General features: G+C 48.8%; 24 protein-coding genes and 1 tRNA gene. 13 read left to right on the top strand and 12 right to left on the bottom strand.

The window, feature by feature from the left end:
- Nucleotides 1-34: 34 nt before the first annotated feature.
- From VNQ80_RS17860 to VNQ80_RS17820, 9 genes are all read left to right on the top strand, one after another.
- Nucleotides 35-925: an HlyD family secretion protein gene (locus VNQ80_RS17860; RefSeq protein ID WP_325641201.1), complete on the top strand. Its 891-nt coding sequence runs from the start codon at nt 35-37 to the stop codon at nt 923-925.
- 2 nt (nt 926-927) lie between these two features.
- Nucleotides 928-1,842 carry an ABC transporter ATP-binding protein gene (locus VNQ80_RS17855; protein ID WP_325641199.1) on the top strand — a complete coding sequence of 305 codons (915 nt, stop codon included), beginning with the start codon at nt 928-930 and terminating at the stop codon, nt 1,840-1,842.
- Entirely contained in the window at nt 1,839-2,585 is a 747-nt protein-coding gene (locus tag VNQ80_RS17850) for an ABC transporter ATP-binding protein (protein ID WP_325641197.1), read from the top strand. The genes VNQ80_RS17855 and VNQ80_RS17850 overlap by 4 nt, the downstream gene beginning before the upstream one ends.
- Before the next feature lie 107 nt (nt 2,586-2,692).
- Complete coding sequence (locus VNQ80_RS17845; RefSeq protein WP_325641195.1) at nt 2,693-3,799, top strand: ABC transporter permease; 1,107 nt, start codon at nt 2,693-2,695, stop codon at nt 3,797-3,799.
- Nucleotides 3,796-4,914, top strand: a complete 1,119-nt coding sequence (locus VNQ80_RS17840) for an ABC transporter permease (protein WP_325641193.1) — start codon at nt 3,796-3,798, stop codon at nt 4,912-4,914. Before VNQ80_RS17845 ends, VNQ80_RS17840 begins: the two co-directional genes overlap by 4 nt.
- A 157-nt stretch (nt 4,915-5,071) precedes the next feature.
- Nucleotides 5,072-5,803, top strand: a complete 732-nt coding sequence (locus VNQ80_RS17835) for an HAD family hydrolase (RefSeq protein ID WP_325641191.1) — start codon at nt 5,072-5,074, stop codon at nt 5,801-5,803.
- 61 nt (nt 5,804-5,864) lie between these two features.
- Entirely contained in the window at nt 5,865-6,698 is an 834-nt protein-coding gene (locus VNQ80_RS17830; protein ID WP_325641188.1) for a restriction endonuclease, read from the top strand.
- Nucleotides 6,699-6,706: 8 nt separating this feature from the next.
- On the top strand, nt 6,707-7,450 hold the full coding sequence (locus tag VNQ80_RS17825) for a TIGR00730 family Rossman fold protein (protein ID WP_325641186.1): 744 nt from the start codon (nt 6,707-6,709) through the stop codon (nt 7,448-7,450).
- Nucleotides 7,447-9,189, top strand: coding sequence for an ABC transporter ATP-binding protein (locus VNQ80_RS17820; protein ID WP_325641185.1), 1,743 nt, complete (start codon nt 7,447-7,449; stop codon nt 9,187-9,189). The genes VNQ80_RS17825 and VNQ80_RS17820 overlap by 4 nt, the downstream gene beginning before the upstream one ends.
- Before the next feature lie 18 nt (nt 9,190-9,207).
- On the opposite strand, the gene VNQ80_RS17815 is transcribed toward VNQ80_RS17820, so the two are convergent.
- Nucleotides 9,208-11,025: a DNA polymerase III subunit gamma/tau gene (locus tag VNQ80_RS17815; RefSeq protein WP_325641184.1), complete on the bottom strand. Its 1,818-nt coding sequence runs from the start codon at nt 11,023-11,025 to the stop codon at nt 9,208-9,210.
- 161 nt (nt 11,026-11,186) lie between these two features.
- Here VNQ80_RS17815 and VNQ80_RS17810 point away from each other — a divergent pair, with 161 nt between their 5' ends.
- The 3 genes from VNQ80_RS17810 to VNQ80_RS17800 are packed head-to-tail and all read left to right on the top strand — an operon-like array spanning nt 11,187 to nt 14,335.
- Nucleotides 11,187-11,531, top strand: coding sequence for an ArsC family reductase (locus tag VNQ80_RS17810; RefSeq protein ID WP_325641182.1), 345 nt, complete (start codon nt 11,187-11,189; stop codon nt 11,529-11,531).
- 23 nt (nt 11,532-11,554) lie between these two features.
- Nucleotides 11,555-13,525, top strand: coding sequence for a M1 family metallopeptidase (locus tag VNQ80_RS17805; RefSeq protein ID WP_325641180.1), 1,971 nt, complete (start codon nt 11,555-11,557; stop codon nt 13,523-13,525).
- Between the two features lie 24 nt (nt 13,526-13,549).
- Nucleotides 13,550-14,335 carry a hypothetical protein gene (locus VNQ80_RS17800; RefSeq protein ID WP_325641178.1) on the top strand — a complete coding sequence of 262 codons (786 nt, stop codon included), beginning with the start codon at nt 13,550-13,552 and terminating at the stop codon, nt 14,333-14,335.
- A gap of 30 nt (nt 14,336-14,365) precedes the next feature.
- Here VNQ80_RS17800 and VNQ80_RS17795 read toward each other — a convergent pair whose 3' ends face one another.
- From VNQ80_RS17795 to VNQ80_RS17775, 5 genes are all read right to left on the bottom strand, one after another.
- Nucleotides 14,366-15,475 (bottom strand): L-dopachrome tautomerase-related protein, encoded by a 1,110-nt coding sequence (locus tag VNQ80_RS17795; protein WP_325641176.1) that lies wholly within the window; start codon nt 15,473-15,475, stop codon nt 14,366-14,368.
- Between the two features lie 18 nt (nt 15,476-15,493).
- Nucleotides 15,494-15,715, bottom strand: a complete 222-nt coding sequence (locus tag VNQ80_RS17790; protein ID WP_325641174.1) for a dodecin family protein — start codon at nt 15,713-15,715, stop codon at nt 15,494-15,496.
- 60 nt (nt 15,716-15,775) lie between these two features.
- On the bottom strand, nt 15,776-15,940 hold the full coding sequence (locus tag VNQ80_RS17785) for a hypothetical protein (RefSeq protein WP_325641172.1): 165 nt from the start codon (nt 15,938-15,940) through the stop codon (nt 15,776-15,778).
- Nucleotides 15,941-16,826: 886 nt separating this feature from the next.
- Nucleotides 16,827-17,213 carry a type II toxin-antitoxin system VapC family toxin gene (locus VNQ80_RS17780; RefSeq protein WP_325641170.1) on the bottom strand — a complete coding sequence of 129 codons (387 nt, stop codon included), beginning with the start codon at nt 17,211-17,213 and terminating at the stop codon, nt 16,827-16,829.
- Nucleotides 17,192-17,434, bottom strand: a complete 243-nt coding sequence (locus VNQ80_RS17775) for a hypothetical protein (protein WP_325641168.1) — start codon at nt 17,432-17,434, stop codon at nt 17,192-17,194. Before VNQ80_RS17775 ends, VNQ80_RS17780 begins: the two co-directional genes overlap by 22 nt.
- A gap of 85 nt (nt 17,435-17,519) precedes the next feature.
- On the opposite strand from VNQ80_RS17775, the gene VNQ80_RS17770 reads away from it, so the two are divergent.
- Entirely contained in the window at nt 17,520-17,768 is a 249-nt protein-coding gene (locus VNQ80_RS17770; RefSeq protein ID WP_325641166.1) for a hypothetical protein, read from the top strand.
- Between the two features lie 41 nt (nt 17,769-17,809).
- Here the strand turns inward: VNQ80_RS17770 and VNQ80_RS17765 are convergent.
- The 6 genes from VNQ80_RS17765 to VNQ80_RS17740 form a co-directional block, all read right to left on the bottom strand.
- Nucleotides 17,810-17,892, bottom strand: a tRNA-Leu gene (locus VNQ80_RS17765).
- Nucleotides 17,893-17,959: 67 nt separating this feature from the next.
- Entirely contained in the window at nt 17,960-18,850 is an 891-nt protein-coding gene (locus VNQ80_RS17760) for an exopolyphosphatase (protein ID WP_325641164.1), read from the bottom strand.
- Between the two features lie 5 nt (nt 18,851-18,855).
- The gene (gene ppk1, locus VNQ80_RS17755) at nt 18,856-20,913 is read right to left on the bottom strand and encodes a polyphosphate kinase 1 (RefSeq protein ID WP_325641162.1); all 2,058 of its coding nucleotides are present in this window, start codon (nt 20,911-20,913) and stop codon (nt 18,856-18,858) included.
- A 156-nt stretch (nt 20,914-21,069) separates the two neighbouring features.
- Nucleotides 21,070-22,101 carry a Gfo/Idh/MocA family oxidoreductase gene (locus tag VNQ80_RS17750; RefSeq protein WP_325641160.1) on the bottom strand — a complete coding sequence of 344 codons (1,032 nt, stop codon included), beginning with the start codon at nt 22,099-22,101 and terminating at the stop codon, nt 21,070-21,072.
- A gap of 16 nt (nt 22,102-22,117) precedes the next feature.
- Nucleotides 22,118-22,669 (bottom strand): hypothetical protein, encoded by a 552-nt coding sequence (locus VNQ80_RS17745; protein WP_325641158.1) that lies wholly within the window; start codon nt 22,667-22,669, stop codon nt 22,118-22,120.
- A gap of 76 nt (nt 22,670-22,745) precedes the next feature.
- Nucleotides 22,746-24,049 (bottom strand): phosphoenolpyruvate carboxylase (locus VNQ80_RS17740; RefSeq protein ID WP_325641156.1); only part of this gene is annotated, 1,304 nt, incomplete at its 5' end.

The following is a 24,049-nucleotide window of genomic DNA, read 5'->3' as shown; positions in this document are numbered from 1 at the left end:
ATAGGAAAAAAGCATCACCCGCAAAATCAACAACATGGACAACGCAAAAATTCTAATACTGGCCGCCTTGCTATCGGCATCATGTGCGGACAAACAGCAGACGTACGATGCTTCGGGTACGTTCGAAGCCGTAGAAACCATCATATCTGCGGAGGCTAATGGGGTAATCCGTGCGCTAAACGTGGAAGAGGGCCAGCTACTCCACGCCGGACAAACCGTGGGCTATATTGATAGCACCCAACTGTACCTGAAGAAACGTCAACTTGAAGCGCAGATCGATGCGGTGTTGAGCAAAAAGCCCAACATTGCGACGCAATTGGCAGCCCTGCGGGAACAACTGAGCCAAGCGATGCGCGAGCAGCACCGGATTGCCAGCATGGTGGAGGCCGATGCGGCAACCCCCAAACAACTGGACGATGCCAATGCACAGGTGGCCATCATCAAAAAGCAAATCGCTGCACAGCAATCCAACCTGGGTATCAGCGCATCAAGCATCACGCGGGAAGCTTCTCCATTGGAAATACAAATCGCGCAGTTGGAAGACCAACTCGCCAAAAGCCGCATCGTTAACCCGATGGACGGCACCGTGCTTGTGAAATATGCCGAAGTAAATGAAACAACCGCTGTGGGGAAACCGGTGTACAAAATCGCAGACCTATCAACCATTATCCTAAGGGCATACATTACAGGTCCTCAATTCGCACAAATCGGCCTCAACCAACAGGTCACGGTATTGGTGGACGATGCGGATGGGGCGTACCGCGAATACCCGGGAACCATAGCTTGGATAAGTGACAAAGCGGAGTTTACGCCCAAGACCATCCAGACCAAAGACGAACGCGAGAACCTCGTCTATGCCATCAAGATAAAGGTGAAGAATGACGGGCTGCTGAAAATCGGGATGTATGGGGAGGTGAGGTTTTAAAAATGGTTACATTAAACAACATCACGAAGACGTATAATAAAGGCACCGTAAAGGCGGTAACGGACGTCTCTTTTTCGGTAGAGGCTGGTGAGTTGTTCGGTCTAATCGGGCCAGATGGGGCGGGCAAGAGCAGCATTTTCCGCATATTGACCACGCTATTGCTGCCCGACAGCGGCACGGCTACCGTGGCTGGCCACGACGTCATCAGCGATTACCGCCACATCCGCAACCAAGTAGGCTACATGCCGGGACGTTTTTCCCTGTACCAGGATTTGACCGTAGAGGAGAACATCCAATTTTTTGCAACGGTATTCAATACGTCGATAGCGGAAAACTACCACCTCATCGAAGAAATTTACGTGCAGTTGGAACCCTTCAAAAAACGCCGGGCAGGCAAACTATCAGGAGGCATGAAGCAAAAACTTGCCCTGTGTTGCGCACTCATCCACAAACCCACCGTGCTCTTCCTCGACGAACCGACCACCGGCGTGGACCCGGTATCGCGCAAGGAATTCTGGGAGATGCTGGGGCGGCTGAAAAAACAGGGGATTACGGCGCTGGTATCCACACCTTATATGGACGAAGCGGCGTTGTGCGATCGCATCGCACTCATCCAGCATGGCAACATATTGGCTATCGACTCGCCCAAAGGCATCGTAAACGCCTACCCGGGTACGCTATACGCGGTCAAAGCCACGGATATGCCACGAGTTACGCAGGTATTGGCCACCCATGAGCCCTCTTTTACAGGCTATCTATTCGGTGAATACATCCACGTCGATTCGGATGAAGGCGATAACCGGGACCTACCGGGCGAGCTAAGGGACCTCCTGGCAAAATCGGGGTTCAACGATATCGATGTGAAGCCGATTACACCCACCATTGAAGATTGTTTCATTAAAATGTTAACCACATGACAGCCACGGAATCGGTAATCAAAACCGAGAAATTGACCAAACGGTTTGGCGATTTCGTCGCAACCAACGAAATTACGTTTGAGGTTTACAAAGGGGAGATATTCGGTTTCCTGGGTGCCAACGGCGCGGGCAAAACTACGGCGATGCGGATGCTGTGTGGCCTGTCCAAGCCGTCATCGGGCAAAGCCACGGTGGCCGGATTCGACGTATATCACCAAACTGAGCAAATCAAACAGCACATCGGCTACATGAGCCAGAAATTCTCCTTGTATGAAGACCTCACGGTGTTGGAAAACATCCGCTTCTTCGGTGGGATATACGGGTTGAATAACCGCCAGCTCCGTTCCAAAACCGATGCACTCATTGAACGGCTCGGACTGCAATCGGAAGCCAAAAAGCTAGTGGGCGACCTGCCGTTGGGCTGGAAGCAGAAACTCGCGTTCTCGGTCTCGATACTGCATGAACCCGATATCGTGTTCCTCGATGAACCTACCGGCGGCGTGGATCCCGTAACCCGCAGGCAATTCTGGGCCATGATCTACGAGGCGGCAAGCCGCGGCATCACCATATTCGTAACCACCCACTATATGGACGAAGCCGAATATTGCAATCGCATCTCCATCATGGTAGACGGCCGTATCGAAGCACTTGGCACGCCCGCGCATTTGAAAACGCAACTGAAAGAACCCTCCATGGATGGGGTGTTCTACCAACTGGCACGGGGAGCTAAAAGGGGAGATTAAATGAACCCGACATGATTAAAATAATCATTAAGCACACAGGGCTCCGCCAGTTGGCGGATTAATCATCAAAGGCTCCATCTGACAAATGGAAAACAAAAAATAAACAGATGAAACAGTTTGCGACATTTGTAAAAAAGGAATTCTTCCACGTATTGCGTGATCGCCGTACCTTGCTGATTTTGATCGGTATGCCGATTGCCCAAATTCTCATATTCGGGTTTGCACTGACGAACGAAGTGAAAAATGCACGTATCGTGGTAGTGGACCATGCAAAAGACAACGCTTCGCGAAGCATCATCAACCGAATAGCCGCAAGCAACTACTTCGAAATCCAGGAAGATGTGATGGATCGAGACCGCATGGAAACGGCATTCCGAGCAGGCGACATCAAATTGGGGTTAATCTTCCCGGCTAATTTTGAAGACGACCTCGCCCGCCAAAACCAAGCACAGCTACAGGTGATCGCCGACGCTTCCGATCCGAACAGCGCAACCACCCTCACCAACTATGTATCTTCCATCATCCGCGATTACCAAGCGGAACTGAACCAACAGGCAGCCCTGTCCTATCAGATTATCCCTCAAACCCGGATGCTTTACAACCCCCAGCTCAAAGGTGCCCCCAACTTTGTGCCGGGAGTTATTGCCTTGGTATTGATGCTGGTCTCCGTAATGATGACAGCTATATCCATCGTAAGGGAAAAAGAAACGGGAACGATGGAGGTACTGTTGGTGTCTCCGTTCAAACCTGTATGGGTTATCCTGTCGAAAGCTGTTCCTTATTTATTCCTCTCGCTCATCAATGTGCTGTCCATCGTACTGATGAGCGTGTTTGTCTTACGGATTCCCGTGGAGGGCAGTTGGCTGTTGTTGTTTGCCGAAAGCGCGTTATTCATTATCACCTGCCTTACTTTGGGTATCTTCATCTCCATCAAAACGAAGACACAGCAGGTAGCCATGTTGGTCTCGCTGATGGGGATGTTGCTACCTACGGTCATGTTCAGCGGATTTATGTTTCCGATAGCGAATATGCCGGTATTCCTGCAGTGGATCTCCAACATCGTACCGGCCAAATGGTTTTATAGTATCGTTAAATCCATCATGATTAAAGGTGTGGGCATCGAAGGGGTATGGAAAGAAACACTCATTTTATGTGGCATCACCGTGTTTCTCTTCGTGGTGAGTTTAAAGAGTTTTAAAATACGGTTGGAATGAGAACAATCAAATTCCTGTTGCAAAAAGAATTCCGGCAGATTTTCCGGAACCGCGCCATCCTGATGCTTATTCTGGTGATGCCGGTTATGCAGCTGATTATCCTGCCGTTGGCAGCAGACTACGAAATCAAAAACATCAATCTCTCCGTGGTAGACCACGATCATTCGCCGTATTCGAGGCAGCTGATTTCGAAAATTACCGCCTCCGGCTACTTCAGGTTGCAGGGGTACCACACGTCGCTCAAAGCGGCATACCGGCTCATCGAACAGGATCGGGCCGACCTCGTGCTGGAAATACCGCTCGGGTTTGAACGCAACCTGATCCGTGAAGGGGCGCAACCGCTCTTTGTCGCTATCAACGCCATCAACGGTACGAAAGCGGGCTTAGGCGGGGCGTACCTAGCCGACATCATCGGCGACTATAACCAGGACATCCGGATTGCCTATACCGAGCCCACGCGCTTCAGCGCCGCACCCACCATTGAGGTAGTGCCTACCAATCGATTCAACCCTATGCTCAACTACCAGTTTTTTATGGTACCCGGCATTCTGGCCATTTTGCTTACCATGGTCGGAGGCTTTCTATCGGCACTGAATATCGTGAAGGAAAAAGAAGCGGGCACTATTGAACAAATCAACGTAACACCGATCAAAAAACATCACTTCATCCTCGGCAAGCTTATCCCTTTCTGGATATTGGGAAACATCGTTTTTACCCTCGGCCTGCTGGTCTCGTGGGTAATCTATGGCATATTCCCACAAGGGAACATCCTGGCCATGTATGGGTTTGTTTGGGTATACCTGTTGGCTGTACTTGGTTTCGGCCTTTTGATTTCTACATACACCGACACCCAGCAGCAAGCCATGTTTATCATGTTTTTCTTCATGATGGTTTTCATCCTCATGGGTGGATTGTTCACCTCAATAGAAAGTATGCCTGGCTGGGCGCAGACCATATCGGCCTTGAATCCGGTGAGTTACCTCGTTGAAGTGATGCGCATGATTATCCTTAAAGGAAGCAGTTGGGCAGCCATTCTCCCTCACCTCGGTGCTATATTCGGTTTTGCCGTGACACTGAACAGCTGGGCAATATGGAATTACCGCAAGACCAATTGACATGCAGACGCGGTACGATTTATTTTTTTCGGCGATTGTAATTTATTCGTCATTATTTTCGTCTATTGGGTAGGATGGGTGAATCATCAAAATAAAACTATACATTTGACTAATTTCACACAATAGTCAAATCGTCTATTACGTTAAGTTAACAGTTATGCAAGCGCGGGGTATTTTATTAAATTACGAAGGAACCATCGATACCAATGGACAGCACTGGGGGGCCATTCTTTGGCATAAATTCCGGAAACACAATATCCCATTAGACAAATCGGTATTCAACAAGGCTTACACCTATTCAGAAGCCGCATTGACAGGTGGCGATATCATCAGGCCTGACGATACGTTCTTAGACGTGCTTAGGCATAAGATTACCCAACAATTCGATTTCCTGACAGATGCCGGCTACCAGCTGGACTATACGCTGATCTCCGCCATCGCCGAGGAGTGCGACCAACTGGCCCACCGGACGCTACGAAAAGCCAAAACAATCCTGGAAAGTCTTTCGAGCGCTTTCCCCATCGTACTGGTATCAAACTTCTATGGTAACCTCAATGCGGTATTGACTGACTTCGGTATCCGGAAATATTTTTCTGACGTTGTGGAGACCACCGATCCGAAATCGCATTTCAACACGGCGATCTACGAACAAGGTGTGCAACGTTTGGGCTACGCAGCCGAGGAATGTGTAGCGGTGGGCGACTCGTACAATCGGGATATCCTGCCGTCCAAAGAAATCGGCTGCCAAACGGTTTGGCTCAATGGGGAAAGTTGGGAAGAATGGGGAATTGACGAGCTGGAGATTTCCGATGCCGAAATCGGCGACTTCAACCAGCTACCGCGATTGCTCGAAAAATGGGAACCGGCGTTTTTACTCCCTATTCGGTAGTGCTTTCCCTAAAAAATTTGCATATTAGTTGCCCAAAGGTCAATTACCCTCGGTCAATTAAATGCAAGTAAAGAAATATTCCGGAGAACTGGTCGAATTTGATTTACGCCGCCTGAAAGGCTCCCTCTCCAAATCGGGCGCATCGCCCGATGTCGTTGATGAAGTGTGGGAAACGATGAAACCCATGGTCTATGACGGAATCAGCACCCGCGACCTATACAAATTGGCATTCCGCCTATTGAAACGGGAAGCCGATTCTTTTGCCGCCCGCTATAGCCTCAAACGTGCCCTGAAAGACCTGGGGCCGGCCGGTTATTATTTCGAACAATGGGTGGCCAAGCTTTTCAACCACGCGCATTACCAAACCCTTACCGGCCAACTGCTTGCCGGCAATTCGGTGACCCACGAAATCGATGTGGTGGCTCAGAAAGGCGATGAAATGCTTCTGGTGGAATGTAAGTTCCGGAATACGGACGATGCTAAAATTACCGTAACCACGCCGATGTACTTCCTGTCGCGGGTGAACGATTTTAACGGCCGCACATTCTCATTCTTCGGCAAAGACATGCCATTCACAGCTGGCTGGCTGGTCACGAATGCGTACATGACCACAGACTCCATCGACTTCTCGGCCTATTACAACCTGAATCTCCTAGCCTGGAATTACCCGGAAGAAAGCAGCATAAAACGCCGCGTAGACAATGCCGGATTGTATCCCATCACCTGCCTGACCACCGTCAACAAGGCTGAAAAAGACATACTTCTGAAGCAAGGGTGCATATTAGTCAAAGATATCGTGGACGATACGGCGCAATTGGACAGCTTGGACTGTGCCCCCCGCAAGAAAAGGCGGATCATACAGGAAGCCACCGAATTGGTTAACCATCAAAAATAAATGAAATAATGGGCAATGCTTTTATAAAGGAAGAACACAAATTTTTGGAGGGTGCACGTGCGCGCTGGAAAGAACTTAAATACGTTGGCGGGGTGGTGATGCAATTCCTCAAAGGCTTCCGTGGGCTACACTTCATCGGCCCCTGTGTCACCGTGTTCGGATCGGCACGTTTTAAGGAAGACCATCCGTATTACGAACTGGCCCGACAGGTATCTGCCCAAATCGGCAAACTCGGGTTCGCCATCATGACCGGTGGTGGTCCTGGCATTATGGAGGCGGCAAACCGTGGTGCTAAAGAAAGCGGCGCGCTTTCGGTAGGTTGCAACATCGAGCTGCCCCATGAGCAGGCACATAACCCCTACCTCGACCGGTTCGTTACCATGGAATACTTCTTTGTGCGCAAAGAGCTATTACGCAAGTATTCGTTCGCATTCATCGTATTGCCGGGCGGATTTGGCACATTGGATGAGTTTTTCGAAACCCTCACCCTCATCCAAACCGGCAAAATCAAACGGTTTCCCATCGTAGTAATGGGTGTCGGTTTCCACAAGGAAATCATTGCACACGTGCAGCGCATGATGGACGAAAAAACCATCAGCCCCGAAGACATGGACCTTCTGCTGTTCTCGGATTCGGTGGAAGAGGTCGTTGCCCACATCCGGAAGCATGCCGAAGGATCGCCCAGCATCAAGCTGAATCCGCCGCGGAAAGCCGCATGGGTACTGGGCGAGCGGAAGCTGAAACGCGCATGAAAATTCTCTGGAAATACCTCCAACCGCAACGCAGGTATATCTATTTCGCACTGCTCTTGGCGGCGGCAGCGCAGCTGTTGTCGATGATTGACCCCATTATCTTCGGAAAAATCATAGACGATTATGCCAATAACATGCAGGGGCGCACTCGGGAAGAACTGGTGCGGGGGGTACTTTTCTGGCTATTCATCGCCATTGGTATTGCTTTATTGGCACGCCTGGCCCGCTCGTTTCAGGATTATGTGATGCGGCTCGCCGTGCAGCGGTTTGGCATGCAGATATTCAACGATGGACTGCGGCAGACCTTACGCTTGTCATTTCAGGAGTTTGAAGAGCAGCGCAGTGGCGAAACCCTCGCTGTACTACAAAAAGTACGTACCGACACCGAACGCTTCATCAACTCGTCTATCAACATCCTATTTTCTTCGTTGGTCGGTTTCGGCTTCCTGATTTGGTACGCCATCACCAAACATTGGGCACTCATCCCTATTTTCTTAATCGGCTTTGTGGTCATCGGCACCATCACGGGTATGCTGAGTCGCAAGATCAAAACCACGCAACGGAGCATCAATCGCGAAACTACCCGCATGTCGGGCATCATCACCGAGTCGCTGCGCAACATCGAACTGGTGAAAAGCCTTGGACTTACATTTCCCGAAATCCGGCGGATGCGCGGCCATACGCAAACCATCTTCGACCTTGAGATGACCAAAACGCGGCGGGTCCGTTTCCTATCTTTCTTACAGGGCACCACGCTTAACCTGCTCCGCCAGTCCATCCTCTTCACCTTGCTCTGGCTTATTTTCCGAGATGTGCTGACCCCCGGTGAACTCATCACCATGCAATTTATCTCGACTTCCATTTTTATGCCTTTGCAGGATATCGGCAACATTATCGTACAATACCGGGAGGCAGAGGCTTCCATCCAACTGTTTGATGGACTGATGCGGAAACCGATTGAGCGGCGGCCCGAAAATCCGGTTCCTATCGGCCCCCTGGAAGCGGTGGTTTTTGACCACGTGGTATTCAGGCATAAAACGGCCTCGCAAAATGCCATTGACGACATTTCATTCACCGTGAGCAATGGCGAAACCATTGCATTTGTGGGGCCATCGGGATCGGGCAAATCCACCCTGGTTAAACTACTCGTAGGGCTGTATCGCCCCGTGTCGGGGCGTATCCTCTTCAACGATATTCCTGCAGAAGCAGTACGGTTCAATGAAATGCGGCGGCAAATCGGCTTTGTGACACAAGACACCCAATTGTTTGCCGGTACCATCAAAGACAACCTGCTGTTCGTGAAACCCGATGCGACGGACGACGAGGTGTTGACAGCCTTACATAAAGCCAGCTGCACACCGTTGCTGGCGCGCAGTGAAAAAGGAATCCATACGGTATTGGGTGAAGGTGGCCTCAAATTATCGGGTGGTGAAAAACAGCGTATCTCCATAGCCCGGGCGTTGATACGGAATCCCCGATTGCTTATTTTCGATGAAGCTACCAGTGCGCTAGATTCCCTCACGGAAGAGGCCATCACCGAAACGGTAAGGGCACTTTCTGGCGAACGGGAACAGATTACCGTGTTGATTGCGCACCGTTTGTCGACAATCATGCACGCCGACCGGATTATCGTATTGGAAAAAGGAAAGATTGCCGAGACAGGGACCCATGATGAATTGGTGGATGCCCGGGGGCTATACTATGCCATGTGGCGGCAACAAATTGGGGAGCGGCGGTAATTGTGATGGCGGCTACCCTTACTCCAATCCTAAGTTGAACGTTTTCCGAAGCACATCGAGCGTAGGATTCTTGGCAACCATCGCTTGGTATTTTTCTTGTGCGGTATAAGGTTTCCGAACCGCATCCTTCTTCATCTGTATGGGCACAAGGTCTATCGCAAAATTACGCAGATTGGTCCGCAATTCGTTCAGGATATCGATTTTAGAAGAACTTAACAGATCTTGTTGAATGGGATTTTCAATCACCACGCCGATCTTGAAGTCCGGCTGCAGCTCGGGCGCATTGGCGGTCATCAGCGTAAACAGATTGATCTTGTTTTCAGCTTTCAGCTTATCCGCTAGTGCATGCCAATGTTGGAGCAGCAGGTCATGATCGAAGGGCTGACGTTCCGTCCCACTAAGCAGCTCAGGCTCGTCCGTAATTTCTTCATCTACCGATTTATCTGTTAAAATATTGTTAAGGTCGGGAATAACATTACTGAGCTTCACGTTACCCCACGAGCGGGTTTTGGGCACGGCGGGCTGTGCATCGGCATTCGGCGGCCGGTGATCGGCAGCCACGGGGCGTTGGGCAGCATCTGCTTTTTTGGTTTCCTGTTCCGGCTGATGACTATTGACTGATGACTGACGACTATCGACTATCGGCTGACGACCATCAACTGACGGCTGCGTCAGCGTAGGCTTTTTTTTTTCAGCCGCGTCTGCGAGTGATTGTGGGGAACCGCTTTTGGCCAGTTGTATTGCCGCAGCAACGTGGCACATCTTTAACAGTGCCAGCTCTACTTGCAGACGTTGGTTCTTGCTGGTGCGGTAGTTGACTTCGCAATGGTTGGCGATATTGAGCGCAGATAGCAACAGCCCCGGCGATACCTGTTGTGACTGTTGCAAGTAACGCTGACGGATGGTATCGCTCGTATCCAGCAGCTTTAACGTAGCGGGTTCTTTGGATACCAGTAAATCACGGAAATGCGAGCCAAGCCCCCCGATAAAATGGCTACCATCGAAACCACGGGCCAATATCTCATCAAAAATAAGCAATGCGGACGCGGAGTCTTCTTGGATAATCGCATCGGTAAGCCTAAAGAAGTACTCGTAATCCAGGATGTTGAGGTTGTCGATAACGGCCTGATAGGTCACTTCTTTGTTTGAAAAGCTTACGATCTGATCGAACATCGACAATGCATCGCGCAATCCACCATCCGCTTTCTGGGCAATAACATGCAGTCCGTCTCGATCATACGTTACGCCCTCGTTATCCGCTATCGATGCGAGGTGGTTGGCCATATCGACCACCTTGATGCGGTTAAAATCAAAAATCTGGCACCGGGAGAGGATGGTGGGTAAAATCTTATGCTTTTCCGTGGTGGCTAAGATGAATATCGCATAGGAAGGTGGTTCTTCAAGCGTCTTCAAAAATGCATTGAAAGCCTGCTGAGACAGCATATGCACCTCATCGATGATGTAGATTTTATACCGACCCGTTTGGGGCGGAATACGTACCTGGTCGATCAGGCTACGGATATCGTCGACCGAATTGTTGGATGCCGCATCCAGCTCATGGATACTGAAGGAATTGCCGTTTTGGAAAGACTTGCAGCTATCGCACTGCCCACAGGCCTCCAGGTCGTCCCCTAAATGCTCGCAGTTGATGGTCTTGGCCAAAATACGGGCACAGGTCGTTTTGCCCACCCCTCGCGGGCCACAAAACAGAAATGCCTGCGCCAACTGCTTGTTTTTAATCGCATTCTTGAGGGTAACCGTAATATGCTGCTGGCCAACTACCGTATCAAACGTGGCAGGGCGGTATTTCCGGGCCGAAACGATAAAATTATCCATCGGTACGAAGATAGAAATTTTGGTTGAAACTAGCGACCGGACTTTAGCTTTCTGAATAGTAAGACCCCGCCATAACGATTGTATTAACAGAAATTAACACGACAGTTACTACCGTTATACCGTATTTATCGCTATGTTTGCTCGTAGCAAAAAAGGATATCATGCACATTTACGGAATAAAAAACTGCAATACAGTGAAGAAGGCCTTGACCTGGCTTGACGAAAACAACATCTCCTATACGTTCCATGATTTCAAGAAAGAAGGTGTTTCTTTAGACAAACTTGAAGCTTGGGAAGCACAAATCGGGTGGGAGCCTTTGGTCAACAAGCGGGGTACCACATGGCGGCAGCTTTCGCCCGAAGTACAAAGCACCGTTGTGGATGCCGCATCGGCAAATGCGTTGATGCAAGAAAAGACCAGTGTCATCAAGCGGCCCGTCATCGAAAGCCCAGCAGGAATCGTTTTAGGCTTCGATGCTGCAACATATGAAGCCAAGTTGAAGTAACAACAGACCAATTACATTACGAGATGAATAAATTACGAATAGCAGCCATGGTCGCCGTGGTGATGGCGGTCGGGCTTTCGCCTCAAACAGGTTGGGCACAAACCACCAACAACAACTACGATTACACCGAAGCCTTCAACCCTTTTTTTTATACCAACAACGGCACGGAATACCGTTCGGCGAGTGGGATGCCGGGACCCAAATATTGGCAGAATGCTGTTGATTATAAAATCAGTGCCCGGCTGGATGACCAGACCCATGAGATTACCGCGACGGTAACCCTCGAATACACGAACAACAGCCCGGATGAGTTGGACTTCATTTGGCTGCAGTTGGATCAGAATATGTTTTCGCAGGAGGGCCGTGGTCACCTTATCGTGCCACTTACCGAGAGCCGCTACGGCGATGCGCGTTCAGATTTCGACGGCGGGTATGACATCCAATCTGTGAAGCTTGGTAATGGAACGGCCGCCGAGCACCTAATTACAGACACCCGCATGCAGGTATTTTTGCCAGAACCCTTGCAACCCAATGGTGGGCAAACCACGATAACGGTCGATTATTCCTACATCGTTCCCACCCACGGAGCCGACCGCACCAGTGTGCTGGAAACCGAGAATGGCAAGATTTTCGCCATTGCACAATGGTTTCCTCGCGTGGCCGTTTATGACGATATCTTGGGTTGGAATGTACAACCCTACACCGGGCCGGGTGAATTCTATTTGGAATTTGGCGACTACGAAGTGGAAATCACCGCACCGGCCAATCACATCGTTGTAATGGGAGGCGAACTGCTCAACCCGAAAGATGTGTATACAGCCGACCAAGTGAAGCGGTTAGAACAAGCCAAAAAAAGTGACGAAACGGTTATCATCCGATCGGCCGAAGAGGTGACCCAGCCCAGCTCACGGCCGCAAGGCAAGAAAGAACTCACCTGGAAATTCAAATTACAGAACGCGCATGACGTCGCTTGGGCTTCATCGCCCGCCTTTATTGTAGACGGCGCGAAAATAAACCTTCCCAGCGGCAACAGCTCATTGGCCCTTTCGGCTTATCCCGTCGAAAGCAACGGCGGCAACGCGTGGGAACGTTCTACCGAATACACCAAGGCATCCATCGAATTCTATTCCGACTTGCTGATGGAATACCCTTACCCCGTAGCGATTAACGTGGCTGCGGAGATTGGTGGGATGGAATATCCAGCCATCGTTTTCTGCAGCTATAAATCCAAAGCCCGCGGGCTCTGGGGGGTTACCGACCACGAGTTTGGCCACATTTGGTTCCCGATGATAGTCGGCAGCAACGAGCGGCTCCATGCTTGGATGGATGAAGGGTTCAACACGTTCATCAATGACTTGTCTACGGAAGCCTTCAATAATGGAGAATATTATCGCGCCATGGGCGACGCGAACCGATTGGCACAGCTTCTGACCCGGCCGGATTTGGAGCCTGTAATGAGTACCCCACAGAACATGCAGGAGAGCAACATCGGCGTTCTTGCATACTTCAAACCTGGCTTCGGGCTCACGCTATTGCGCAACGAAATCCTCGGCCCTGAACGCTTCGACCGCGCTTTCAAAGCCTACCTGCATCGCTGGGCGTATAAACATCCGACACCGGATGACTTCTTCCGTACGATCGAAAACGTGGCTGGCGAGAACCTCAATTGGTTCTGGCGGGGTTGGTTCAAACATAATTGGCGGTTCGATCAGGGTATTGTCATGGTGATTCCGGATGCCAGTGACCCGAATATCAATGGAATGATTACCATAGAAAACTTTGAAAAGATGCCCATGCCCGTGGTAATCGATATCACAACGGAAAGCGGCAAAGTCCATCGCGTGAAGCTGCCTGTAGAAATATGGGAGCGGAATACCCAATGGACATTCGAAGCCCCTACGGACGAAAAAATCGTTGCGGTAGAACTTGACCCCGACAAAGTCTATCCGGACTATAATCCGGACAATAACCGCTGGGAGATTCCCGAACAATAACGCCTAATATTCGTTAATGATAATATGCAGTGCAATAGATTGATATTGGTACCCGGAGTAAGGCCCATCATGCAGGCACTGCATGTTATTTTTTTCCTCGGCCTATTTACGGTGCCGGCTTGGGCGCAAGATACCGTCCTTAATGGATTGGTGCTCGAATTGGGCAGTGGTGAACCGTTGTACCATGTAGAAATAAAAAACCTGAATACAGGTGTGTCGACCGAAAGCGGCGAAGATGGCTCGTTCAGCATAGCAACCACGAAAAACCAACGCCTCCAATTTGAATATCCTGGCTATCGCACGGATACGTTGGTCGTTATCGAATTCGGTATCAAACGGGTATACCTTACGCCCGATGGCAGTACGATTCAGCTCGACGAGGTGCAGATACAGGCCATGACGGACAGTCGGTTGGAAGCCGAGATAAAAAGGGCACAGGAAGAAGGAAAGTTCACCGACGTATCGCAGCACCGCGGCGGGCTACGCATCTCGCCTTCAAGGTGGTTTGGCAGTGCTGGGCGGCAGGCACGGCAACGTTATCAGCTATTACTTGCCGAAAGGGAGCGCAGGCAGATCGATGCCCGCTTCACCCGGAGGGCCATCACTGCCGTTACCCCGCTCGAAGGGGAAGACCTTGAGTTATATATGACGAAATACCGGCCTTCGGCCGAATTCCTGTCCACTGCTGACGAATCCGATCTCCGGCTCTATATTATGGATACCTATGCGGCGTTCAAAGCGTTGACCCCCGAAGAGCGGGCAGAAATCAAAGTTCCTGCGCGCGGTGCGGATAGCAGTAACGACCAATAGGAAACTTGGAAATCAGTCATCGTTTTCGGGCTATTCAGGCAGCTTAACCTTAAACGCACGATACGGATACTCCGTTTTGTCCTCGCCGTTGTTCCATTGCGGCAAGCGTTGCAATTGCGCACAGGTAACGTATAGGTATCCATCCGAACCGATGCCAAAAGAGTCCGGCCATAGCAACCGCCGGTCTTGCACCAGTTGATGTAACCCGCCATCTGGACTCAGGTATGAGATGGAATAACTCTCGGAAGTGGTGAGGTAGATGTTGCCTTTTTTGTCGGCTATTAAACCGTGTGTAACGCCAACCAACCCCATGTCTTCCACGGCGTCCGACAGTTCCGCCGCGGAAAGCGTTGTATCCGCAAGATATCGGGTTTCTATCCTGAACAGGTTATCATGGCTGATGGGCTTGAAATAGAAATACTTAAAATCGTGCGTCAATGCAATGCCATTGACGTGGGACGAAAATGGCTTTCCGTCCCGATTGCGCATTTCTACCTCATCGAAACAAAGCGTACGATCGGCTGCGGTGGTATATGGGGTGTTTTGCAAAACCGTCCGTGTTTTGCCTGATGCCAGATCCAGTACAACGATAGCTGCCTGCCCTGGATCCGACAGGTATGCTAAGTTCTTTTCCACATCGATTCGCACATCGTTCAGCGCGGATGTGGACTTATCCAAATCGTCAAATAAATACACCCTTTCAACTTCATCAGACTGGGTATTTATTTTTACCAACTTGAATTGACCTGAAACCGCTTCACCATCACCGAATATACTGCGGGCTGACCCGGGCTTGGAATCCAATACCCACAACTTGTCGTCGGCATCAACGAATAGATCTTGAATACGTAGGAAATGTGCTTCATACGGACCATCGGTATTCCATTCGTTATCAGGGTACGCGGATAATTCTTCGCCCACCAACACCGCTAATGAAATGTCGCCAATACCGTCGGCGTTGGGAAACGAAACGAAGACGCGATTTTCGGTATTCACACTCAGCCCGATGGCCATACTTTTGTCAAATTCGGCAACCGTAACCAGTTCACGCGTACCGGCCGTGTCACCCCGCTCGGCGCAGGCCGAAAACAACGCCAATAAGAGAATAGATTGTGATATCGAATATGGTTGTGCAGCCATTCGCAAAAAGGGAACCGTTTAGTTGGCGGCATTACCGCCCCGCTCTACACGGAACGCCACTTTGCAGATTGCCCCGTAGGAGGTGACTTCTCCGTCTTTAACATGCACCTTAAAATCTTTCACGTAGACCGAGTCGATATTGGAAACGGTAGCCGACACTTCTCTCACCGCATTGCGGATGGCATCATCAAAACTGGTGTTGGAAGAGGCGATTACTTCGATTACTTTTACAATAGCCATAATGGATTTATTTAAATGTTCGTGATAGGTAAACAGCCCGGGAAGTGTTTTGTTTTGTGGTTATTCGATAGCGATAAAATTAAACCTACCTCCGGGGGCCACGTCCCCGTTTACATACCAATCCAACGGATCTTCTTGCTGCATGTTGTCCGACCACTTAAACTCGAGATTGACAGGTTGGCAATCACCAAGCCCTATCAATTCCCTCGCTACACTAATCATCATCTTGTTGCCGCGCACATTGTACGTTACAACGCCTACAGGATCCCAGTTCTATGTGGAGGAAGTTTAGGGTTATCCATAAAAGAAAATATCAAGATAATTTATCCATATCTTCAAAAAAACAGATATCTTCTAAATGACTTAGAAAGTTTCTATTATTACGATGACCAAGTGGTTCCACATGCAGTTTTTACAGCGGTAGTAACCAATTACTACCTTAAACAGTTTGGTACGGATTCTTTCAAAAGATTGATGAAAACAGAGCAATATACGAAAATTTCAATAGAAGACTTTCTATTGAAATTTTGTGGTGTGAATGATCCCTCTAGCTTTCTAATGAGAGAGATGAAATTATATTTAGAAGAGAATCTGGAATATTCTGACTTATTTACAAATTAATCGGTTTCAAATCTGATAGCTTATAGTTAGTGCGCACCCACCTGCCTTTACGCTGCGTACGGGCATGCCATAACGGCGGATGCTGACCCCTTGGGGGAAGTGTGTAACGGAGCATGCTAGACTGCAGGTCTTTTCATAATTACTAGAATCTCCGGACAATAATAAACAAGCGGGAACCAACCATAATGCCCTTGCAGTTGAATACACTGTTTGTTCCACAACATATTTTTGACTTAGCCGGGTTATTTTTAAGGTGGGTTGCAAATTCAAATGCTCTGAAGGACTGTTCTCCCAAAAATAGGTTTCATTACCTGATAACAACGGATATACACTTCACTTATCTTTTCTTAATAACATACGTCACTCCCGGAGGTTCAGTTTTAATGAGTAGGCCGCGGGCGGTTGCCCGAGCCAAAGCTTGTCCTATTTCGGAGCTGACCCCAAAGTCTTAAAAAAAGCTGTTTAATTAATTAGGATAACGACTCTTGCGTTATAATTCATAAGGATTCACCACGCGCAATCCGGTAATCCTTTTGAAATCGGAAAGATTCCGGCTGATTAACGTAAAATCAAAAACCAGTGCTGTGGCGGCAATGATGGCGTCAGGAAGTTTGATTTTGTGGGCCTTTCTGATGGCAATGGTTTTATCGGCAATATCCTGATCAACATAAAGGATAATAGCCATCGCCAAGAAGCCACCCAGTTTGCGCATATCGGAGGCTTTGCCGTTGTAACCCAATACCTCAATACGCGAGATAACCGATACATGTAATTCTTCATCGAAAAAACGATCAAGGACAATCGCAGCTTTTTCAGGTATCAGTTCGCCGATATAATCGATGATGGTATTTGAATCTAAAAGGTATCGTTCTCCCATTCCTTCTTGGATTCATCAATATAGCGATTGATATCGTTGGCAGTTTCTTTAGAAATGGAACCCCTGAAATCTGATGGTTTGGTGCGCTTGGAAGCGGGCATTTTGGCACTGATTACCTTCTCGATTCCGCGGAACTTAGATTTAAGCCTATTCCAGTCATTCAAAGGAATCACCACGGCCGTTTGTTTTCCGGATGCGTCTGAAAGATATTGTATAGGCATAATCTTCGTTTTTAGTTATACAAAATTACGAATTGAATTCTACAAAAGCAATCCGATTAATGAAGAACCTATTCTATGCGTTTGTGTGTACGTTGGCTTCGCAGGCCTGCAACGTATCGGCAACGTGGGCTTTGTAGACGAGTGGGGCATAGGCAGCTATTTCATCACGGTGGAAGGCAACACGAATGAAGCTGGAAACCGCGAGGGCGACGGCGTATACCGCAAACGTTGGTTATCACGTAGGCGGTCGGAGGAATCTCGCGTTGGAAATCCACGCCTACATTTTCTCATTTCATGGACACACTCAAACGAACTTGGCACCCCCATAAAATGAAAAACCCCCTCGCCTAAGGCGAGAGGGATCCATGTTGGTTGTGCGGAAGAGCAGATTCGAACTGCCACGCCCGTAGGGCGCCACCCCCTCAAGATGGTGCGTCTACCAATTTCGCCACTTCCGCAGGAGTTAACGGGTGCAAACTTAGATAAAATTGTATTTATATGCAACCTGCATACAAAGTGTTTTTTCTACTGCAATTCCGAATGTTCGTTTTTATCGATAAGCGTTTGGATAATACCATCCGCCAAGCCCACACGCGGAACAATGATTTGCCGTAGATGACCGTACTTCATGAGGGTCAGGAAGATTTCGCAGGCCGGGATAATCACATCCGCGCGATCTTGGTTGAGTCCGAGCACATTGATGCGGTCTTTCAGCGAAAAGGAACTCAAATATTCGTACAACGACTTCAGTTTGGCAAAGGAAATGGGCTTATCTTCTTTATTGTTGTTTGCAAGCCGCGAAAGTTTATTGATATTACCACCCGTACCGATACCATACACCGCCTTAAATCCGCGTGTATGATCTTTTACCCACGTTCGCATTTCGTCCCAGGTCTCCTCACTGTCTTGGTTATCTAATATACGGATGGTGCCGATATTGAATGATGCCGACGCAATCAACTTGGTGTCAGCAAACACAGACACTTCGGTACTGCCGCCACCTACATCGATATACAAGTATGCTTTGTTACTATTAAGGTGCTGCTCGATGTGGCTGTTGTAGATAATCTTGGCCTCTTCGCTACCGTCGATAATCCGTAGATCTACGCCAACATCGCTAATCTTGTGTAGCAGCGAGTCGCCATTAGCCGCTTCACGCATAGCAGATGTGGCACAAGCCATGTAATCGCTCACTTTGTACACATCCATCAGGTTTCGGAATGCGGCCATCGTCTTCACCAAATCCTCGGCTTTCGACTCGGATATGCGACGGTCGATAAAAGCGTCATCACCCAGTCGCAGGGGTACCCGTACCAGCGTATTCTTCTTGAACGATACGATGTCGTCGTTTCTGATAATATCGGCGATCAAAAGCCGCACTGCGTTGGATCCAATGTCTATTGCTGCGTATCTCACGTTTGTTAAGATTTATATTTCAGGTAATTGTAAATATCTTCCTGGGCGCGATGTTTAATTTTACGCTTCGCACCGATATACCTGTTGTTGTTTAATCGGTTGATTTCGCGCGCTTTGGTGTTGTCCCGTAGTTGGATGTTGATGATGTCGCGGATTTCCTTTCGGATGCGGGCATCGATAATCGGAAAGGCCACCTCTACCCGACGATCGATATTGCGCGTCATCAAGTCGGCAGACGACAGGTAAATCAACTCATCGCCGCCATTACCAAATATCCAGACCCGCGCATGCTCCAGGTAGCGGTCTACAATGCTCCGAACCGTTATCCGCTCGCTGAAACCCACTTGCCCCGGCACCAGGCAACACATGCCCCTTACGATGAGTTGGATGGTTACGCCTGCGTTATTGGCTTCATAGAGCTTCTCGATCATCTCCTCATCCGAAAGGCTATTCATTTTAAGGATCATATAGGCCTTCTGTCCAGATTTAGCTACTTCGATTTCATTGGCAATGAGCTGATATAATCGGGAACGCGTTTCTAACGGCGATGCGATAATCGATCCGTAGTCACGACGGAAAACCTGTTTCTCCAACCCTTTGAAAAGGCGTTTCAGGTCTTTGGTGATCGCTGGATTCACGGTAAACAGACTGTGATCACAATAGCTTTTGGCGGTTTTTTCGTTGAAATTTCCCGTTGCCAAATTTGCGTAATAGACCAATCCGTTTTTTTCACGGCGCGTAACAAGGCACACCTTGGCGTGTACTTTGTATTGCACCACGCCGATATTCACATTGACCCCTCCGTCTTCCAACTTGTTACGCCAATAGATATTGGCTTCTTCATCAAATCGTGCTTTCAATTCAATCAGGCAATTGACGACCTTGCCATTTTGCGCTGCGTTGATCAACGCATTGATAACACTCGAATTCTCAGCCAACCGATAAAGGCAGATATTGATTTCCTGCACCTTGGGATCAATGGCGGCCTCACGCAAAAAGTGCACGATATAATCGAACGATTGATACGGCAGGCTAACCAGATAGTCACGTTGTGCCATTTGGCTAAATATACTACGCCCCAGGTTTAACTCGTTGACCCGTAGTTGCGGCATGGGTGGGTACTCCAATTCGGCGCCGCCAACATTGGGGAAATCGATGAAATCCCTGAAGTTGTGGTACCGGCCACTGGGAATCACCGCATCTGGGTCCAACTGCATGTGGCCGACCAAATAATTTAAGGTATCAAGCGGCATGTCGCTATCATACAACAAGCGCATTGGGCGCCCCTTGTCCCGGCGTTGCAGGCTGTGCATCAGCGCATCAACAAATTTCTCACTCATATTGGGGTCGATGTCCAGCTCAGCGTCACGCGTAAGCTGGATGCTGTAGGCCGCAATTGTATCCGGATCGAAAATGAAAAACAAATCGTCGAGGCAATACCGGATAATGTCGTCTAACAGGATAATAAACTTCAAACCATTATTTTCGGGCAGTATAAGAAAACGCGAAATAACCGCGCTTGGAATCTCTACGAGCGCGTACTTCACTTTCTTCCGGAACGTTAGCTTAACGATAAAATACGTGTGTCTGTCCTTCAGTTCCGGAAAAGGCTTTGCGGCATCTGCTTCTTCCAACATAATGGGCACCAGGGCAGATAGCACTTGACGCCGGAAATATTCACGTACATAGGTGCCACGCCCGACATTCAACTGTTGCTCATTAATGATAAATATTTTCTGGGCTTCGAGTTCTTTGATGATTTCCTGCTCATAGAGGTAGTCAAACCGCTTTTCGAGCCGTACCACAATGTCCTTTATTTCATTGAGGACTTTCTTGGGGTTGAAGCCGAGCATGGTTTTGGTTTTGCTGTTGATATCTACCAAGCGATTGAGCGTGGCCACCCTAACGCGGTAAAACTCATCCAAATTGGATGAAAAAATAGCCAAAAACCGCAGTCGCTCAATGAGTGGCACCGTTTTATCAGCCGCCTCTTGGAGCACCCGCTCGTTAAAATATAACCAGCTTATTTCACGGTTTATAAGGGGATATTTATGCTTCACCATTGCTATCATGTGGCCGCGATAAGTTACTCGGCCAATAATAGCAACGCAACGTTTTGTTAATGTTAAAGGTGTATTAATTCACCGTAACCAAACATCGTATTGAAATAGGCTTACTACACTTGCCGCGGCGGGTGACCACCCGGTAATACTTTATCATTAACCATTCCAAGCTTGTTGTTCAAGGATTTCCAGCTGCCAGCGGATTTCCTCTTCTTTTACAGGGAAAGGCTCGTCCCGACGTATCTGCGCATATACGGCATTAAACAGGTCGTTATAGTCGCCCTTCAGCGCCTCTCGGTAGCGAATTTCCCGGTCACCATTGGGTTTCATAACGGTAATCAATCCTTCCTTGCCCGGAGGCTCTATCCCGTATTCAGGATCTTTGGGCGAAATGCCGGCCTGTAACTGATCTTCCTGAACATCGGCCCTTACCTTTTGAAACGACCCTTTGGTACCGTGTAGCACATAGGCCGGAAGCGGGTTGGCTACAAGCAGGCTCGCATGGATAAATACCGTTAATCCTTTGGGGTAACTAAGCACCAGTGTAGCAAAGTCATCTACTTCAGACTCCTGCCGGTGGGTCGTTAAGATTTTCGTGCTTTTCGTGGGCTTCCCGAATAAACAGATAACCTGATCAAGGAGGTGCGGCCCCAAATCATACAATACGCCACTTGCGGGAATAGGCAGTTCCTTAAAAATCTTTGGGCCCTTCTCCGGACGGTAACGATCGAATCTGACATGCAACTCAATCGGTTCGCCCACCGATTGCCGTTCTACAACGCGCTTGAGCAGTTTGAAATCACTATCCCACCTCCGGTTTTGAAAAACCATCACGTGCTTGCCTAACTTTCTTCCGAGGTCGAAGATTTTCTTTGCCTCTTTGCTACTGGGTGCAAACGGTTTCTCGACGAGAATGTGTTTGCCTGCATTCAACGCCTGTATGGCATAGTCTACATGCGTATTGTTTGGCGTATTAATAACAACAAGCTCGATGGCATCATCATTCAACAAATCACTGACAGTATCGTAACTAATGATATTCGGATAACGCTGCTGTGCCCGCTTCTCGTTCCGTTCCACAACAGCACGTAGTTCAAACCGCGTCTTTTGGTCGATGAAAGGCGCATGGAATACGCGTCCTGACATCCCATACGACAATATACCCGTGACTATGCTTTTTTTCGGCATCACTTGTTCGATTATATCAATGATGTGCCCCGTGCTCCTCCTGTCCGCCGGCAGCAGTGAATAGTGCTTTTACAGCCGGCATTTTTTCCTCGGCGAAATGCTGGAGTTCTTTGTTCGTATTGCGGCTTAAGCGTTTGAATTGTTCCAGCATAGCCGCCTGCTCGTGTTGAACGTGCGCAATGTAGCCCGCACTGTTAACGTTACCCAACGTATCGGTATCGAAATGATGCGGCACGGCGAAACCTGGCAAAGCGGAATCAGACAACACAACAGAAAAATCGCCTGCAATACCTTCCAATTCCGTAACAATCGGTTCATACGTTTCAACAACCATCCGGGCTAAATCTTTGGCTTCTGCAGACGCCGATCCGGACTGCATATGTTTGGCCAATTGCGTCTCAAACCAGCCTTTTTCGTGTACCAGCTTAAAAAAGGTATACCCTTCGGTGTCTACATGACTTTCATTGTTATACAGGGTGCCTCTGCGTACCGGCTCCCCGGCATGTCTCGTACAAGAGCCCAAAACTAATAATGACGCAGCGACTAAGAAGCTATTTTTTATGTTCATCAGTATAAATTGTTTTCGATGCAACAAACTTAGCGAAAATTGCAATAGGCATCAACAAATTTTAGGCATCCATCCATCAAGCCAAGTTCCTTCCGGCGTTGACCACGCCGTATATGGTACGCGTAATCAGTTTCGAAAACACCTCGCTGTCTTTATCGTCCAGCCCGCCTGCTTGTAACTTCCGTATGGCATAGTGTTGGATTATCAACAGCGGCAATACAATTTTCTCGCGTATGGCGATGGATTCGCGCTCTACTGGATAGTTCTCCATCAAGACTTTACTGCCGCTGAGTTTCAGTACGTATCTTGTGGTACGCTCGAATTCATCGCGCATTTTCTTCCAGAAATCCCCGAAAACTTCATCGTATTGTATGTAGGACGTCAATTCGAAATTAGACTTGGACATGGACATCATGCAGTTGTCGATAATGGTCTGGAACATCCGCGATGTTTCGTAGAGTTCTTTCACCTGATCCCATTTACCAGCCTTTTCGGCTTCCTCCAACGCAGTGCCTACCCCATAAAAGCCAGGGATATTCTGTTTTAATTGACTCCAGGAAGTCACAAAACTGATGGCTCTTAGGTCCTCGAGACGCAATTCTCTGTCCGAGTTGCGTTTCACCGGCCGGCTACTGATATTGATTTGCGACAAGAATTTAAGTGGGCTCATCCGCTCAAGGTACTTGAGAAACAGCGGGTCGTGACGGAGCGCCAAGAACTGGTCGTGACTTACCTGCGCCATATACTCAATCAACTTTTTCTTCTCGTCAGAGAGTGTATCACCACTGCGCTGCTCGATATGCGAGGTAAGCCCGGCATGCAGCAATTGCTCAATATTATATTGTGCGGTTTCCAATGACCCATATTGGCTGCTGATGGTCTGCCCCTGTATGGTAAGCTGGATATGGTCATTGGCAATCTCTTTGCCCATGGAAGCGTAGAAACGTTGCGTCTTTCCGCCGCCCCGGGCTGGCGGGCCGCCCCGGCCGTCAAAAAACACTAAATCGACATCGTATTTGCGCGCCATGGCCGTAAGCTCAATTTTGGCTTTGTAAATCGACCAATTGGCCATGAGATAGCCACCATCTTTCGTGCTGTCTGAAAAACCCAACATAATGGTTTGCTTATTACCCCGCCTCTTCAGGTGGGCCGCATAAGGGGTATGCGTATATAAGGTCTCCATTACTGAAGCGGCACGCTTTAGGTCGTCTACCGTTTCGAACAACGGGACGAAATCGATATGCAGCGATTCGCGCTTCCAACCACTCCATAAAAAGAGTTCCATCAACTCCAACATATCGGATGCCTGTTGGCAATTGCTGATGATAAACCGTTGGGCGGCTCGCTCACCACCCGACCGCTGGATATCGCCGATAAGCC

The organism is Parapedobacter sp. (assembly GCF_035556095.1).
Lineage (GTDB): Bacteria > Bacteroidota > Bacteroidia > Sphingobacteriales > Sphingobacteriaceae > Parapedobacter.
This window is presented reverse-complemented; position numbering and strand designations above follow the sequence as displayed.

Coding starts and splice junctions, on each gene's coding strand:
- VNQ80_RS17860 (WP_325641201.1), top strand. CDS start 35: ATGGACAACGCAAAAATTCTAATACTGGCCGCCTTGCTATCGGCATCA.
- VNQ80_RS17825 (WP_325641186.1), top strand. CDS start 6,707: ATGGGCAATGCTTTTATAAAGGAAGAACACAAATTTTTGGAGGGTGCA.
- VNQ80_RS17790 (WP_325641174.1), bottom strand. CDS start 15,715: ATGGCTATTGTAAAAGTAATCGAAGTAATCGCCTCTTCCAACACCAGT.
- VNQ80_RS17820 (WP_325641185.1), top strand. CDS start 7,447: ATGAAAATTCTCTGGAAATACCTCCAACCGCAACGCAGGTATATCTAT.
- VNQ80_RS17775 (WP_325641168.1), bottom strand. CDS start 17,434: ATGCCTATACAATATCTTTCAGACGCATCCGGAAAACAAACGGCCGTG.
- VNQ80_RS17795 (WP_325641176.1), bottom strand. CDS start 15,475: ATGGCTGCACAACCATATTCGATATCACAATCTATTCTCTTATTGGCG.
- VNQ80_RS17855 (WP_325641199.1), top strand. CDS start 928: ATGGTTACATTAAACAACATCACGAAGACGTATAATAAAGGCACCGTA.
- VNQ80_RS17845 (WP_325641195.1), top strand. CDS start 2,693: ATGAAACAGTTTGCGACATTTGTAAAAAAGGAATTCTTCCACGTATTG.
- VNQ80_RS17805 (WP_325641180.1), top strand. CDS start 11,555: ATGAATAAATTACGAATAGCAGCCATGGTCGCCGTGGTGATGGCGGTC.
- VNQ80_RS17840 (WP_325641193.1), top strand. CDS start 3,796: ATGAGAACAATCAAATTCCTGTTGCAAAAAGAATTCCGGCAGATTTTC.
- VNQ80_RS17750 (WP_325641160.1), bottom strand. CDS start 22,101: ATGCCGAAAAAAAGCATAGTCACGGGTATATTGTCGTATGGGATGTCA.
- VNQ80_RS17810 (WP_325641182.1), top strand. CDS start 11,187: ATGCACATTTACGGAATAAAAAACTGCAATACAGTGAAGAAGGCCTTG.
- VNQ80_RS17745 (WP_325641158.1), bottom strand. CDS start 22,669: ATGAACATAAAAAATAGCTTCTTAGTCGCTGCGTCATTATTAGTTTTG.
- VNQ80_RS17835 (WP_325641191.1), top strand. CDS start 5,072: ATGCAAGCGCGGGGTATTTTATTAAATTACGAAGGAACCATCGATACC.
- ppk1 (WP_325641162.1), bottom strand. CDS start 20,913: ATGGTGAAGCATAAATATCCCCTTATAAACCGTGAAATAAGCTGGTTA.
- VNQ80_RS17815 (WP_325641184.1), bottom strand. CDS start 11,025: ATGGATAATTTTATCGTTTCGGCCCGGAAATACCGCCCTGCCACGTTT.
- VNQ80_RS17850 (WP_325641197.1), top strand. CDS start 1,839: ATGACAGCCACGGAATCGGTAATCAAAACCGAGAAATTGACCAAACGG.
- VNQ80_RS17800 (WP_325641178.1), top strand. CDS start 13,550: ATGCAGTGCAATAGATTGATATTGGTACCCGGAGTAAGGCCCATCATG.
- VNQ80_RS17830 (WP_325641188.1), top strand. CDS start 5,865: ATGCAAGTAAAGAAATATTCCGGAGAACTGGTCGAATTTGATTTACGC.
- VNQ80_RS17785 (WP_325641172.1), bottom strand. CDS start 15,940: ATGATGATTAGTGTAGCGAGGGAATTGATAGGGCTTGGTGATTGCCAA.
- VNQ80_RS17780 (WP_325641170.1), bottom strand. CDS start 17,213: ATGGGAGAACGATACCTTTTAGATTCAAATACCATCATCGATTATATC.